This is a genomic window from Herbaspirillum lusitanum (assembly GCF_026127345.1).
Lineage (GTDB): Bacteria > Pseudomonadota > Gammaproteobacteria > Burkholderiales > Burkholderiaceae_D > Herbaspirillum > Herbaspirillum lusitanum.
Genome location: NZ_QXFG01000009.1, coordinates 200,455 through 214,943, shown reverse-complemented (window position 1 = coordinate 214,943; position 14,489 = coordinate 200,455). Strand labels below are relative to the sequence as shown.

Annotated in this window: 13 protein-coding genes; 8 read left to right on the top strand and 5 right to left on the bottom strand. The window is 62.6% G+C overall.

Features of this window, described 5'->3' with window-relative positions; all coding sequences use genetic code 11:
* The 5 genes from DXT88_RS14700 to DXT88_RS14680 form a co-directional block, all read left to right on the top strand.
* The coding region (locus DXT88_RS14700) for a copper resistance system multicopper oxidase (RefSeq protein WP_265214524.1) at positions 1 to 1,462 on the top strand (1,462 nt) is incomplete at its 5' end.
* Between the two features lie 30 nt (positions 1,463 to 1,492).
* A complete protein-coding gene (locus tag DXT88_RS14695) occupies positions 1,493 to 2,491 on the top strand; it encodes a copper resistance protein B (RefSeq protein WP_265214522.1) in 999 nt (332 codons plus the stop codon).
* Between the two features lie 35 nt (positions 2,492 to 2,526).
* The gene (gene copC / locus DXT88_RS14690; protein WP_265214520.1) at positions 2,527 to 2,913 is read left to right on the top strand and encodes a copper homeostasis periplasmic binding protein CopC; all 387 of its coding nucleotides are present in this window, start codon (positions 2,527 to 2,529) and stop codon (positions 2,911 to 2,913) included.
* Positions 2,914 to 2,920: 7 nt separating this feature from the next.
* The gene (gene copD / locus DXT88_RS14685; RefSeq protein WP_265214519.1) at positions 2,921 to 3,844 is read left to right on the top strand and encodes a copper homeostasis membrane protein CopD; all 924 of its coding nucleotides are present in this window, start codon (positions 2,921 to 2,923) and stop codon (positions 3,842 to 3,844) included.
* A 272-nt stretch (positions 3,845 to 4,116) separates the two neighbouring features.
* Entirely contained in the window at positions 4,117 to 4,449 is a 333-nt protein-coding gene (locus tag DXT88_RS14680; RefSeq protein ID WP_321161114.1) for a four-helix bundle copper-binding protein, read from the top strand.
* A gap of 213 nt (positions 4,450 to 4,662) precedes the next feature.
* Here the strand turns inward: DXT88_RS14680 and DXT88_RS14675 are convergent, their stop codons facing one another.
* The gene (locus DXT88_RS14675) at positions 4,663 to 5,901 is read right to left on the bottom strand and encodes a citrate synthase (protein ID WP_265214517.1); all 1,239 of its coding nucleotides are present in this window, start codon (positions 5,899 to 5,901) and stop codon (positions 4,663 to 4,665) included.
* A gap of 126 nt (positions 5,902 to 6,027) precedes the next feature.
* On the opposite strand from DXT88_RS14675, the gene DXT88_RS14670 reads away from it, so the two are divergent.
* A complete protein-coding gene (locus DXT88_RS14670; RefSeq protein ID WP_265214515.1) occupies positions 6,028 to 7,410 on the top strand; it encodes a CoA transferase in 1,383 nt (460 codons plus the stop codon).
* Positions 7,411 to 7,416: 6 nt separating this feature from the next.
* Here the strand turns inward: DXT88_RS14670 and DXT88_RS14665 are convergent, their stop codons facing one another.
* Positions 7,417 to 9,717, bottom strand: a complete 2,301-nt coding sequence (locus DXT88_RS14665; protein ID WP_265214513.1) for a heavy metal translocating P-type ATPase — start codon at positions 9,715 to 9,717, stop codon at positions 7,417 to 7,419.
* 114 nt (positions 9,718 to 9,831) lie between these two features.
* Between DXT88_RS14665 and cadR the strand changes: the two genes are divergently transcribed.
* Together cadR and DXT88_RS14655 are read left to right on the top strand one after the other, a co-directional pair.
* Complete coding sequence (cadR, locus tag DXT88_RS14660; RefSeq protein ID WP_116433296.1) at positions 9,832 to 10,284, top strand: Cd(II)/Pb(II)-responsive transcriptional regulator; 453 nt, start codon at positions 9,832 to 9,834, stop codon at positions 10,282 to 10,284.
* Between the two features lie 75 nt (positions 10,285 to 10,359).
* A complete protein-coding gene (locus DXT88_RS14655; protein WP_265214511.1) occupies positions 10,360 to 10,734 on the top strand; it encodes a YgiW/YdeI family stress tolerance OB fold protein in 375 nt (124 codons plus the stop codon).
* On the opposite strand, the gene DXT88_RS14650 is transcribed toward DXT88_RS14655, so the two are convergent.
* Genes DXT88_RS14650 through DXT88_RS14640 form a run of 3 tightly spaced genes read right to left on the bottom strand, consistent with a single transcriptional unit; the run spans position 10,731 to position 14,417 of the window.
* On the bottom strand, positions 10,731 to 11,720 hold the full coding sequence (locus DXT88_RS14650; protein ID WP_265214509.1) for a Gfo/Idh/MocA family protein: 990 nt from the start codon (positions 11,718 to 11,720) through the stop codon (positions 10,731 to 10,733). The genes DXT88_RS14655 and DXT88_RS14650 overlap by 4 nt on opposite strands.
* A gap of 16 nt (positions 11,721 to 11,736) precedes the next feature.
* The gene (gene cueR, locus DXT88_RS14645) at positions 11,737 to 12,144 is read right to left on the bottom strand and encodes a Cu(I)-responsive transcriptional regulator (protein ID WP_265214540.1); all 408 of its coding nucleotides are present in this window, start codon (positions 12,142 to 12,144) and stop codon (positions 11,737 to 11,739) included.
* Between the two features lie 14 nt (positions 12,145 to 12,158).
* Positions 12,159 to 14,417, bottom strand: coding sequence for a heavy metal translocating P-type ATPase (locus DXT88_RS14640; protein WP_265214507.1), 2,259 nt, complete (start codon positions 14,415 to 14,417; stop codon positions 12,159 to 12,161).
* Positions 14,418 to 14,489: the final 72 nt, after the last annotated feature.

The window sequence follows — 14,489 nt, the reverse complement described above, 5'->3', positions numbered from 1 at the left end:
ATTCAAGGTGAAGCAAAGCGGCACGTATTGGTATCACTCCCATTCCGGCATGCAAGAGCAAACCGGCATGTATGGCGCGATCGTCATCGAGCCGATCGACAGTGGCAAGAAGATGGCCGATCGTGAGCATGTAGTCCTGTTCTCGGATTGGATGGATGAAAATCCGATGTCGGTGCTCTCCAAGCTCAAGAAGCAAGGCGATTTCTACAATCTGAACAGATTGACTGCGGGTGACTTCGTTCGCGATGCACGCAAGGACGGCGTCAAAGCGGCCATCGACAACCGCGCGATGTGGAATGAAATGCGCATGAACCCGACCGACTTGGGAGACTTGTCGGCAGCCGTCTTGACTTACCTTGCCAACGGCGTTACCCCGGCAGGCAACTGGACCGCATTGTTCAAGCCTGGCGAGAAGGTTCGCCTGCGCTGCATCAACGGTTCCGGCAACACCTTCTATGACGTACGGGTTCCGGGCCTGAAGTTGAAGGTCATCCAGGTGGACGGTGTGGATATTGAGCCGGTGAGCGTCGATGAATTCCGTTTCGGCCCCGGCGAGACATGCGATGTCGTCGTGGAGCCCAAAGATGAGGCCTATACGATATTTGCCCAGTCCATGGAGCGCACTGGTTACGCCATGGGGACGCTGGCCGTTCGTGCTGGCCTGGCCGCCCCGGTACCGGACGTCGACAAGCCTGAATGGCTCAGCATGAACGACATGATGGGAGATATGTCTTCCATGGGCGGAATGAACCATGGCGCCATGGCCAATATGCCGTCGATGAACATGGATTCGATGTCCGGCATGGACTTCATGGACAACATGGACAGCATGGACGCCCCGTCGTCGGGGGCATCCATGGCGGGTGGCGTGCAACCCATGCAAGGCATGGACCATAGCCGGCATCAGATGGCTTCCGGCAATCCGCTAAAAGTCCCGAGCAAGAAAGCGCGCCACGCCAGCACGGAGTACGGTGCCAGTACGGACTCCAAGGTCGACAGCGCCCGTACCAACTTGGATGATCCGGGCGTTGGCTTGCGCAACAACGGGCGCCGTGTCCTGACACTGGCTGACATGCACACCATCGGCGGCGCCTTGGACGATCGCGGACCAGAACGGGAAGTCGAGCTTCACCTGACCGGCAATATGGAGCGCTACGCCTGGTCTCTCGATGGGCTGGAGTTCGGCAAGTCCACGCCTGTGCATTTCCGCTACGGCGAACGCCTGCGGGTCATCCTCCACAACGACACGATGATGACGCATCCCATGCACCTGCATGGCCTGTGGAGCGAACTGGAAACTCCGAACGGTGATTTCCTCGCCCGGCGCCACACGATCCCGGTGCAGCCGGCACAGCGCATCAGCTTCCTGGTCACGGCGGACGCCTTGGGCCGCTGGGCATGGCACTGCCACCTCATGTATCACATGGATATGGGCATGTTCCGCGAAGTCATCGTCAGCTAACCAGGATCTGCACTGAAAGGCATATCGAGAATGATTTTTACCTGTTACCCCACCCGGATGTTACTGCTGGCGCTTGCGTCGGTGAGCATGAATGCGGCGCAGGCCCAGGCTCATGCAGGCCACGGCGCGCCGACCAGCGACGCCGCGAGCCAGCCGGCGGTCACGACGATGGACTCCATGCAGACCATGGACACAATGAATGGGGAGACTTCCAGCACTCCTGGGACGGCTGATCACGGCGCGATGAACCACGCGGGCATGGACCATGGCATGAACATGGGCTCGGCTTCGACAGCGCCATCCGACGCCCGTGATCCACACGGCTATTCCAATGGATACACCCTCAATACAGGCCCCTATGCGCAAAAGGATACCAGCGGCCTGATGATGTCGGACATGCACTCATTCGGCTCTTTCATAGCGGACCGCCTGGAGCGGGTCCACACCCGCAAGGCCAACTCTGTTGCTTACGACACCCAAGCTTGGATCGGCAACACCTACGACAAGTTCTACATCAAGGCCGAAGGCGATATCGAGCAAGGTCGCGTGGGCGATTCGCGCACGGAATTGCTGTGGAGTCATGCCGTCACTCCCTATTGGGATAGCCAGCTCGGCCTGCGCGTCGACGCGGGCAGTAACCGGCCGGGCCGCAATTGGCTGGCATTCGGGCTTCAAGGACTGGCGCCTTACTGGTTTGAAGTCGAGGCAACGGGCTACGTCGGCGAGCAAGGCCGCACTGCGTTGCGCTTGTCGGCAGAGTATGAAGTGCTGCTGACACAGCGTTGGATACTACAGCCCCGCGTCGAGGCAAACTTGTACGGCAAGGAAGACCCCGATCTGGGCATCGGCCGCGGTCTGTCCAGTGCGGCTTACGGTATGCGCCTGCGTTATGAATTCTCGCGCCGGTTTGCACCCTATATTGGGATCGAACGAAGCCAGAAGTTTGGCCGTACTGCCAGCTACACCCGTGGCGCCGGCAGCAATGTCGGCGAGACAAGGCTCGTGGCCGGCGTTCGCATTTTGTTTTAATACGAAAATTTTTGACTATCCACAGGAGAGTTGCCATGTCTTACCAGTTCTTTATCGCCAAAACCGCCGGCGCCATCGCTGCAGCAGCCTTCGCCACCGCAGCCTTTGCACATCCCAGGCTTCTGGGCTCGACCCCGGAAGACAATTCGACCGTCAGCGCACCGGAGAAGATCGAATTGCGCTTTTCCGAGAATCTGTCCAAGCAGTTTTCCGGCGCGAGTCTGATGATGACCAGCATGCCGGGCATGAACCACGCCGCACCGATGAAAGTCGGCGCAAAGATTTCCGGCGCTGAGGATCCAAAAACCATGGTCATCACGCCTACGCAACCATTGATGCCTGGTGTTTATAGCATTGACTGGCGTGCGGTCTCCTCGGATACCCACCCGATCACCGGCAAAGTTACTTTTGCGGTGAAGTGAGCTGGCAATGGATGGGGTGACCGTTCTGGTGCGTTTCGCGCTGTATTTGGACCTGATGCTTGTCTTCGGCTTGCCACTGTTTCACCTGCATGCCTTGCGCAAGCCCGAACGTTCGTCCATGTTGGCCAGGAAGCTTTCGACATTGACTGCAAGCGCAGCCATTGTCGGCATGATTCTCTCAGCGATCAGCATGGTCTTGATGACCAAAGCGATGAGCGGTGCGGCCGACTTCAGTTCGATCGAGCAGCACATGTTCGAAATGATGCTGACCGATACGCCATTCGGCCTGGCCTGGTGCTTGCGCATGGCGATGCTGGTGCTGAGTGTCTTGGCGGTATTGTTTTTAGCGCAAGCGCCAACCTGGAAATTCGGCATGATGAGCCTGGCCGGCGGCGTTGCCTTGGCTACGCTGTCCTGGGGCGGCCACGGCGCCATGGATGAAGGCGCGCGTGGTCAGTTGCATCTGGCAGCAGACATCATCCACCTGCTCGCCGCGGGCGCCTGGATAGGTGCGCTTGCCGTATTTATTCTGATATTGGCACTGCGTGATGGTCATGACGCCAACAACGTTTCTCTGCTTAGTCGCACGCTCAATGGATTTGCCCTGGTGGGCACGCTCATCGTCGGTTCATTACTGATGACCGGTGCGCTGAATTACTGGCTGATCGTCGGCCCGACAGTGACCGGACTGTTCTCGACACCTTATGGGCAACTGCTGATCGCCAAGCTTGTTCTCTTCGGCATGATGCTTGCGCTTGCAGCAGCGAACCGGTACCGGCTAAGTCCGGTACTTGAGCGAGCGCATGTCTCCGGCAAGCATCAGGAAGCGGTTGCGGGGTTGCGAAGAAGTCTGCTTATCGAGACAGCTTGCGCTTGCTTGATTCTGGCGCTCGTTGCCTGGCTGGGTACATTGGGACCGATGGCCGATTGATGTCATCGGAAGGTTAATCCAGGCTCTGGAACTGCGCCGAAAGCCCGGCGCAGTTCGCCGATTCAAGGAGCTGAGTCAATCAGAAATTGTCGCCTTCTCAAAGAAGGCCATCTCACAACAACAAGAAGAAATTTCCACGATGCGTCGCTGGAAAAAGGAATGGAAGCTGGTCGACCATTGAGCTTGTGGTCCTCCGGCTTTCCGAACAACCAGGCTCTGGCAGCCGCTGGAGCGCCATCCGGGTAAATCGCCCATCCATTTTTAAGGAGATCATGATGTCACGTGAAGAATTCCGTACTTGTATCGAGGCTTGTTATGCATGTGCAGCAGCTTGCGACCAATGTGCCGCAGCCTGCTTGCAAGAAGATCACGTAAAAATGATGGCACGCTGTATCGCTACCGATGCCGACTGCGCGGAGATTTGCCGAACGGCCGCGGCACTGATGGCCAGGGGTAGCGAGTTCGCTCAACAGGTATGCAAGCTGTGCGCACAAATTTGCAAAACCTGCGCCGAGGAATGCAAGAAACACGAGGCACAGCACTGCCAGGACTGCGCGCGAGCCTGTACGCGATGCGCCGATGAGTGCAGCAAGATGGCGGCTTAACCGAACCGCTGGCGCCGTCCGGCCGAAAGGCCGGACGTGAGTTTTGGTTTTTGCGCGCTCCCGTTTAATTTTCAGGGCTTGAGCCGGTGTCGGTCTGCACGGCGGCAGCGAATCACTGGACGGGAACCGCCAAGGCCAGCAGCCAGAGCAGGAGGATTTTTACGCGCGAAGTCATGGGCCGCCTGTAGCAAGCACTGCCGGAAAATGGCCTGGTTATTTTACGCGATCGGAGACGAGCGAAAGCGGAACGGAAGTTGGAATGGAACCCGGGCGTGGACCGGTGTACGCCGCACGCGGCCGGATCAGTTCACCGCTGGCGCGCTGTTCCAGCGCTTGTGCGATCCAGCCCATGCCGCGGCCGAGTGCGAACAGGCCGAAAGCGGCGCCGACCGGCAATTGCAGATGACGGCGCAGCGCCACCAGCGCAAAGTCCAGCGACGGATGCTGGCCGATCAGGTTGCGGGCAGCGGCGATGATGTCGCGCCAGTCGGGATGATGCGGCAGTACTTCCGCCAGCAAGGCATTGGCGCGTACGTCGCCGTCGGGATAGAGATGATGGCCGAAGCCGGGCAAGTCGTCGCCGCGCGCCAGGCGTCGTTGCAGTCCGGCGGCGATGTCGGCTTTTCCATTCGCATCGATTTCATCCAGCAAGGCTTCCACGCGCGCCGTGGCGCCGCCGTGCTTGCCGCCGGTGAGTGCCGCCAGTCCGGCGATCACCGAGGCGCGCAGGCTGGTGCCGGTGGACGCCACGCAGCGTGCGGTGAAACTCGAGGCGTTCAGTTCGTGATCGGCGCACAGCACCAGCGCCATGCGCACCAATGCGGCGCCGTGCGCATCCAGCTTCCACGCTTTGGCGCATTGTTCATGGATGGGCGCCGGCGACGGTCGCGTACCGAGCAGGCTGGCGGCGAGCAGGCGCATCAGCGCGCCGCTGCCTTCGGCGGTGCGCTGCGGCGAGGTTTGCCACTGTGCGGTGGCGACGTCGTCGCTGGCGATGGTGAACAGCGGCAGCAGCGATTCTTCCGCGCGGCGTCCGGCGAAATGTTTGAGCAGGCCGGCGTAGGCCGGATGCGCCGCGACCTCGCCGGGACCGAATGCCTGTCCAAGCTCGGCGTTCCACAGCAGTGCGGCGACGTCTTCCACGGACTGCGAGTTCGCCAGGGCGACGGCATCGCGGCCGCGATAGTAGAGTCGGCCGTCTTCGATCAGCGTGATGGCCGATTCCAGCACCGGCAGGCCCCAGCTGAGCGTGGCCTTGGCGACTTCTTTCGGCTTGCGTCCGCGCGTGCGTTGAGTCGCCAGGCGCGTGACTTCTTCTTCCAGATAACGGCTTTCCCGCGCGGCGCCGTCCGACTGCGCGCTGAGCAGGCCGCGGCTGACGTAGGCGTACAGGGTCTGGCGCGAGACGCCGAGCGCGGCGGCGGCTTCGGCGGAGCTGAGATAGGTGGGCATGGGAAGGCAGGGATCCGTGACGATGTTATGTTGATTATATTAATCAATATTGACAATTAAAACGAGCGGAATATGCTGCACCCATGTCGCCAATTCTGTCCACCAATCTTCCGATGAGAGGTCACGATGTCTGTTGAATCACACCCAAGCACGCAGGTTTTCCTGCGCGAGATCTGGCAGGCCGCACGGGGCGAGTCGACTTTCCTTGAACAAGTCCGCCTGAGCGGCGAGGGCAGTCTGCCGTCGGTATTCGCGGTGACCGATCTGGCGACGGGCGCCATCGCCGCCGCCGGCCTCGCGGTTGCGGAACTGGTGCAAGCCGCCGGCGGCGCTGAACAGGAAGTGGCAACAGACCGCCGGCTGGCGTCGTTCTGGTTCGGCACCTCGCTGCGGCCGCAAGGCTGGGAAGCGCCGCCCTTGTGGGACGCGGTCGCTGGCGACTACCAGGCCGCCGACGGCTGGATACGCCTGCACACCAACGCGCCGCATCATCGCGCGGCGGCGTTGGCGGTGCTGGAGGCGCCGGTCGACAGGAGCGCCGTGGCACAGGCCGTGGCGCGATGGAACGCCGGGGAGCTGGAAACCGCCGTCGTCGCACAAGGCGGGTGCGCCGCCAAAATGCGCACGATGGAGGAGTGGCGCGTTCATCCGCAGGGAGCCGCCGTCAACGCGGAACCCCTGCTGCACATCGCCGATGCGCCTGCGAGCGCGAAGCCGCGCTGGCCGGTCAATTCGCAACGCCCCTTGCAGGGCATCCGCGTGCTCGATCTGACGCGTGTGTTGGCAGGGCCTACCGCAACGCGCTTCATGGCCGGCTTCGGCGCCGACGTGCTGCGCCTCGATCCGCCGAGCTGGGATGAGCCGGGTGTGGTGCCCGACCTGGTGCCGGGCAAGCGCTGCGCGCGACTCGACCTGCGCACCTCGCAGGGACGGGAAATCTTCACCCAATTGCTGGCGCAGGCCGACGTACTGGTGCACGGCTATCGTTCCGACGCGCTGGCCGGCATGGGCTTCGACGCAGACTATCGCCGCCGCATCAATCCGGCGCTGGTGGATGTCAGCCTCGACGCCTACGGCTGGAGCGGCGCGTGGAAAACGCGGCGCGGTTTCGACAGCCTGGTGCAGATGAGCAGCGGCATCGCCGAAGCCGGCATGCGCCGCCTCGGACGCGACAAGCCGACGCCGCTGCCGGTGCAGGCGCTGGACCATGCCACCGGTTACCTGATGGCGACGGCCGCGATCCGCGGATTGACGCAGCGTTTGAAGACCGGCAAGGGAAGCGAAGTGCGCACGTCGCTGGCGCGCATGGCGCAGTTGCTGGTGACGGGTTCGGGAAAGCAGGTCGATGCGGCGCTGGCGGCGGAAAGCGCCGGCGATCTGGCGCCGGCGATTGAGCAGACTTTCTGGGGCCCCGCGCAACGCCTGCGCGGCGCGGTGACGGTGGGTGCAACGGCGATGGCCTGGGACAGGCCGGCTGCGCCGCTCGGTTCGGCGCAACCGGTGTGGTGAAGATATTTACAGCGAACGCACCAGTCGCAGGCCGTTGAACACCACGATCAGGCTCGCTCCCATGTCGGCGAAGACCGCCATCCACAGCGAGCTTTCGCCTGCCAGCGCGAGCGCCAGGAATACCGCCTTGATGCCGAGCGCAATCGTGATGTTCTGCATCAGGACGCGATGCGTCTTTTTGCTCAGGCGGATGAAGTCGGGAATCTTGCGCAGGTCGTCGTCCATCAGCGCGACGTCGGCGGTTTCCAGTGCGGTGTCGGTGCCGGCCGCGCCCATGGCGAAACCGATCTGCGCGCGCGCCAGCGCCGGTGCATCGTTGATGCCGTCGCCGACCATGCCGACGTAACCGTGCCGTGCTATCAACTCGCCGATCGCCGCCAGCTTGTCTTCCGGCAGCTGGTCGCCGCGCGCGTCGTCAAGCTGCACGATGTCGGCGATGGCGCGGGCAGTGTGCGGGTTGTCGCCGGTGAGCATGGTGACGCTGACGCCGAGTTGCTTCAGCTGGGCGATGGCGTCGCGGCTGCTGTCGCGCACCGTGTCGGCGACCGCCAGCAACAATTGCACGCGGCCGTCGCGGCACAGGATGGTGGTCGTCTTGCCTTGCTTTTCCAATAGTTGCAGACGGGCTTCCAGTTGCGGACTGCACATGCCCATTTCATGCACCAGGCGGTGATTGCCGAGATGGAATTCGCTGTCGCCGATGCGTCCCCTGACGCCGCGTCCGCTCAAGGCTTCGAAGTCGGCGACTTCGTCTGCACGGCGTTGTTGCTGGTTTTGCTGCTGGTTTTGCTGCTGTGTCCAGTGCGCCGCAATCGCCGCCGACACCGGATGGTCCGAGCGCAGCGCCAGGCTGGCGGCTTGCTGCAATAGCAGGGCCTGATCGCCGTCCGACAACAGTTGAACGTCGGTCACGACCGGTTTGCCGTGCGTGATGGTGCCGGTCTTGTCGAGGGCGAGCGCCTTGATCAGGCGTCCTTGTTCCAGGTACACGCCACCCTTGATCAGGATGCCGTGGCGGGCCGCCGCAGCGAGTCCGCTGACAATCGTCACCGGCGTGGAAATCACCAGCGCGCAAGGGCAGGCGATCACCAGCAGCACCAGCGCCTTGTACAGCCACGGATAGAACGCCGCACCCAGCAACAGCGGCGGCACGATGGCGATCAGCGCTGCCACCGCGACCACGGACGGGATGTAATAGCGCGCAAACTGGTCGACGAAACGCTGCGTCGGCGCACGCTGGCCTTGGGCCTGCTGCACGCTCCTGACGATGCGCGACAGCGTCGATTCGCTTTGCACTGCGGTGACGCGATAGTCGAAGGCGCTGTTGCCGTTGATGGTGCCGGCAAAGACCTGATCGTTGATCTGCTTGGCGACCGGCATGCTTTCGCCGGTGATCGGCGCCTGGTTGATCGCCGGCTGTCCTTGCGTGACCACGCCGTCGAGCGGGATGCGTTCGCCCGGCTTGACGCGTACCTCCGCATTCAGCGCCACTTGTTTGGCCGCGACCGCGATCCAGGCGCCGTCCTGCAGGACGGTGGCCTGGTCGGGCGTCATCGCCATCAGGCCGGCGATGGCGTTGCGGGCACGGTCCAGCGACAGCGACTCGATCATTTCGGCCAGCGTGAACAGCACGATGACGACGGCGGCCTCGGGCCACTGACCGATGATGGCGGCGCCGATCACGGCCAGCGACATCAGGAAGTTCATGTTCAGCGACAGGTGGCGCAGTGCGATCCAGCCTTTTTTGAGCGTATCGACTCCACCGACTGCAATCGCGAACAGCGCCAGCGCAATCACCGCCAGCGAACCGTCGTCGCCGCTGCTCCAGGCGACGACTTCCGCCGCCAACGCCGCCACGCCAGCGATGCCGACCATCAGCCATTTGCGCGCGGGAATCGCATAGGATGCGCTGTGATCGTCATCGTCGCCCATGTATGCCTCGGCATCGAGCGTGTCGCTCTTGACCTTGGGCAGCATGTCGAGCGCGGTCAGCGTCTTGATGATGGGCGCGACCGACGGCAGGCGATGCTGCACGGTCAGCTCGCGCTGGATCAGGTTGAACTGCATGGCGGCGATGCCGTCCATGTTGCCCAGGCGTGCGCGGATCAATTTTTCTTCGGTGGGGCAGTCCATCTTCTGGATGAAGAACACGGCCTCTTCGGCATCGGCGAGGCCGGCCGGTTTGGTATTGTCTGCGGCTGCTTCGGTGTGGTCGTGAGCGTGTTCATGTGCATGTCCGTGACTATGCTCATGGATCGTTTTCTTGCCATGGTTGTGGTCGTGATCGTGGTTACAGCAATTCGACATGCGTGCTCCTGACAAGCGGAAGATGGGGGCTTGCTGTATATTAAAAACCCTGAACCAGCTACAAGGTCAAGCCTTTTATAACCTTGCTTGCAGGTTGGTTGTTTGGAGGAAAGCATGGATGCATTGAAGATAGGCGAACTGGCGGCGCGCACCGATTGCCCGGTCGAAACCATCCGCTATTACGAGCGCGAAGCTCTGCTGCCCGCGCCCACGCGTTCACAGGGCAATTACCGCCTGTACGGCGACAGGCATGTTGAGCGACTGCAATTCATCCGCCATTGCCGTTCGCTCGACATGACGCTCGACGAAGTGCGCAGCCTGCTGCAATTCCGCGATGCGCCGGAAGAAAATTGCGGCGAGGTCAACGCCTTGCTCGACAAGCACATCGGCCACGTTGCCCAGCGCATCGCCGAGCTGAAAAAATTGCAGGTGCAGTTGAAGAGCCTGCGCGCGCAATGCGACACGGCGCAGGCGACCCGCGATTGCGGCATCCTGCAAGGACTGGCCAACATGAGCGACGACAGCAAGCCGGTCAATCTCGGCAGCCACGGCAGCGGTTGTCATTGAGTATTACGGCGCAGGAACCAATATCGCGCGAAACTTTCGAACCTGTTCCTCCCGAGATAAATACAAGGAGCAGTCATGAAAAAATCCTCTGCTTGCGCGTTAGCCTTGTCCGCACGCTTGACCGTCGCTGCCGTCGCTGCCATCGCTGCAATTCCCGCATTCGCCCAATACACCGGCCCCTCGCACAAGCCGGCGATACAGACGGTCGCCAGCGCCGCCAAGTCGGCCGACGACACGCATGTGGTGCTGGTCGGCTTCATCATCGCCAAGCTGCGTGATGAGCACTACACGTTCCAGGACAACAGCGGCAAGATCGAGATCGAGATCGACGACAAGCATTTCCCGTCCACGCCGGTGAGTGAAACTACCCAGGTGCGCATCCACGGCAAGGTCGACAAGCATCTTGGCAAGGACGCGACGATCGACGTCAAGAAAGTTGAGCCGTTCTAAGAAGCTTTTCCCAGAATACGATCCAACGCCCAGGTGGTGCGTGCCGCAGTCCGTCCGGTCGACGGATGCGTGGAGTTTCCGCGCAGGTGCGCGTGCATGTTGCGCACGTGATGCAACTGGATGTTGTCGGGATTGGCAATGACAACTTCCTCGGCGCCGGCAGCAGTGGTCAGCTGCAGCGGCGTTTCTTCAAACACCGAGAAGGCAATCTTGCCGAGGCTGCCGGTGATCTCCGCCTTGTCGCAACGTTCGAAGCTGCCGAAGTTCCAGCTGCCGCTGCCGGTCACGCCGCCGGCATGCAACCACGCGCCGCCGACCGCATCGCAGGCTGAATACAATCCCTGCTGATTGACGCTGCATCCGGACGCCTCCATCACCTCGCCCAGCAAGTGTGCAAACAGGTCGATGCCGTGGCTGGCAAGATCATCGAAGTAGCCTCCCGTCGCAATCGCCGCATCGGTTCTCCAGTTGTAGGCGCGGCTCAGGTCGAGCGGCGAGGGTGTGCGGCTGAATTGCCAGCTGACGTGGCGCGGTGTCCCGATGCGACCGTCGTCGAGCCAGCGTTTGACCTGCGCGAAGCGCGGCAGCGAACGGCGGTAATAGGCCACGAACAAGGGCAGGCCACGGCTTTCAAAAGCGGCGCAGATGGCTTCGCATTCGGCGAACGATGGCGCCATCGGTTTCTCTATGCAACAGGGCATGTTCGCCGCCGCCACTTTCAAGGCATGGAAGAGGTGCGTGTCGGGCGGCGTCGCGATGTAGACGGCGTCGACGTCCGGATCGGCAATCAGCGCATCGGCATCGTCGTAGTACCGCGGCACGCCATGCCGGCGCGCGTAGTCGGCCGCCTTGGCGGTGTCGCGGCGCATCACGGCGTGCAGCGCGAAGCCGGGCGTCTGCTGATAGGCGGGACCGCTCTTGCGTTCGGTGACGGCGCCGCAGCCAATGATGCCCCAGCGGATGGTGTCGGGACGCGTGCTTGTCATGGTTCTGATCCGATGATTAGTGTGTTTCGGCGGGAAGCCCGGAGCCCAATGCGTCAAGAATAGGGCAGTCGGGCCGGCTGTCGCCATGGCAATCGTGGGCGAGTCGTTGCAAGGTTGATTTCATTGCCTGCAATTCTCGGATCTTGATATCGAGTTCGGCGATGTGATCGTTGGCCAGTTGCTTGACCTTGCGGCTCGGGCGCGACTGGTCCAGCCACAAGCCCATCAGGTCGCCGATCTGCTTCATCGAAAAACCCAGCACGCGGCCTTGCCGGATGAAACGCAGCAGATGCACGTCGCGCTCGCCGTAGATGCGATAGCCGGCATCGGTGCGCGCCACCTTCGGCACCAGGCCGATGTCTTCGTAGTGGCGGATCATCTTGGCGGAAACGCCGGAAGCCTGTGCGGCTTCGCCGATGTTCATGCTTGTTCCTGTGTTCATGCTTGTTCCCGTTGAGATTGCTGTGGTTTCCAGCGCTTGAGCAGCAGCGCATTGCTGACCACGCTCACGCTCGAGATCGCCATCGCCGCGCCGGCGATCATCGGATTCAACAATCCAAAGGCTGCCAGCGGAATGCCGACGATGTTGTAGATGAACGCCCAGAACAGGTTCTGGCGGATCTTGCCGTAGGTGCGGCATGAGATGTCGATGGCGTCCGCCACCAGCGAGGGATCGCCGCGCATGAGCGTGATTCCGGCCGCCTGCATGGCGACGTCGGTGCCGGTCGACATGGCGATGCCGACGTCGGCCGCGGCCAGCGCGGGCGCATCGTTGATGCCGTCGCCGACCATCGCGACCAGCACGCCGTCCTTGCGCAATTCAGCGATTGCCTGGGCCTTGTCGGCCGGCAGGATGTTGGCGCGGAAATCGTCGAGTCCCAATTGCTGCGCCACGTGCGCGGCGGCGCCGTGGTTGTCGCCGCTGAGCATGACGGTGCGCACGCCGAGTGCATGCAGGCTGGTCACGGCTGGCTGCGCGCCGGCCTTGAGCGTGTCGCCGAACGCTAGCAAGCCGAGCAGGACGACGTTGCTGCCGTCGGCTTCGGTTTGCGCCAGCCAGGAAATCGTGCGGCCTTGTTGCTCCAGTGTCTTGGCGATCCCGGCCAGTTCCGCGTGTCGATCGGGTGTCGCGCCGAGCTCCTGCATCCAGCGTGCGCTGCCGAGGTAGCTCAGGCGATTGCCGATCAATGCCTGCGTGCCGCGACCGGGAACCGCCTTGCTGTCGTCGGCTGCGGCCGGGGCAATGTGTTTCTGTGCTGCGGCGCTCATCACGGCATGCGCCAGCGGATGTTCGCTATTGCGTTGCAATGCGGCAGCGAGAGCGAGCAGTTTGCCGGTGTCGTTGTCGAGCGCATGCACGGCCGCCAGCACCGGCTTGCCTTCGGTCAGCGTGCCGGTCTTGTCGAAGGCGACCACGCCGATGTGATGGGCGACTTCCAGCGCTTCCGCATCCTTGATCAGGATGCCGTAGCGCGCGGCGACGCCGGTGCCGGCCATGATGGCGGTCGGCGTGGCGAGGCCGAGCGCGCACGGGCAGGCGATCACCAGCACGGCGACGGCATTGAGCAGCGCCTGTTCCCAGTCGCCGGCGATCAGGCCCCAGGCCAGCAGCGTCAGCGCGGCCAGCACCAGCACCACCGGCACGAACACCGCGCTGACCTGATCGACCAGGCGCTGGATCGGCGCCTTCGCGGCCTGGGCGTGCTCCACCATGCGGATGATGCGGGCCAGCACGGTTTCCGCGCCGATGGCGCTGGTTTCGATGAGCAGCAAGCCGTCGCCGTTGATGGCGCCGCCGGTGACGTGGTCGCCGCCGTGTTTTTCGATCGGCAGGCTTTCGCCGGTGAGCATGGATTCGTCCAGATGGCTGGCGCCTTCGCGCACCACGCCGTCGACCGCGACGCGTTCGCCGGGACGCACCACGATCAGATCGCCGAGCCGGATGGCGGACAAGGCGACTTCACTGTCGACGCCGTCGCGCCGCACCGTCGCCTTGTCCGGACGCAGCGCATCAAGTGCGCGGATGGCGTCGGCGGTCTGGCGCTTGGCGCGGGTTTCCAGCCATTTGCCGAGCAGCACCAGGGTGATCACGGCGGCAGAGGCTTCGAAATAAAAATGCGCCGCGCCGTGGCCGGCATGTCCATGATGTTCAGCTTGCCATTGACTGAACAACTGATACAGCGACAAACCGTAAGCGGCGCTGGTGCCGAGTGCGACCAGAAGATCCATGTTGCCGGTGTAGGCCTTCACGGCACGCCAGCCGGCGCGATAGAAGCGAGCGCCAAGCCAGAACTGCACCGGCGTCGCCAGCAGCAATTGCCAGATGCCGGGCAATTGCCATTCGATGCCGAACGGCATCAGCAGCATGGGCAGGATCAGCGGCGCGGTGAAAAGGGCGCCGACTGCGACCGGCCACCAGGGCGGCGCAATGGCGGATTTTCGGGCCGCCGCCTGCGCTGCGGCGGGCACGCTGGCGGCGTAACCGGCACGGTCGATGGCGGCGATGAGGGTGTCGACAGTGACATCGCTGGTGGTGGTCAGCGTGGCTTTTTCAGTGGCGAGATTGACCGAGACGGTGCTGACACCGCTGACTTTATGGAGCGCCTTTTCAACGCGGCCAACGCAGGAGGCGCAGGTCATGCCTTCGACGTCGAGCGTCAGTTCCTGCAGTTTGGGAGAGAGTGTGGCGGAGTTCATGTCGGGCTCGTCAAGGGATTGATCACGGGGTCAGCATGATCCTTCCCATCATGGTAAGGTCAAGGCCTATTT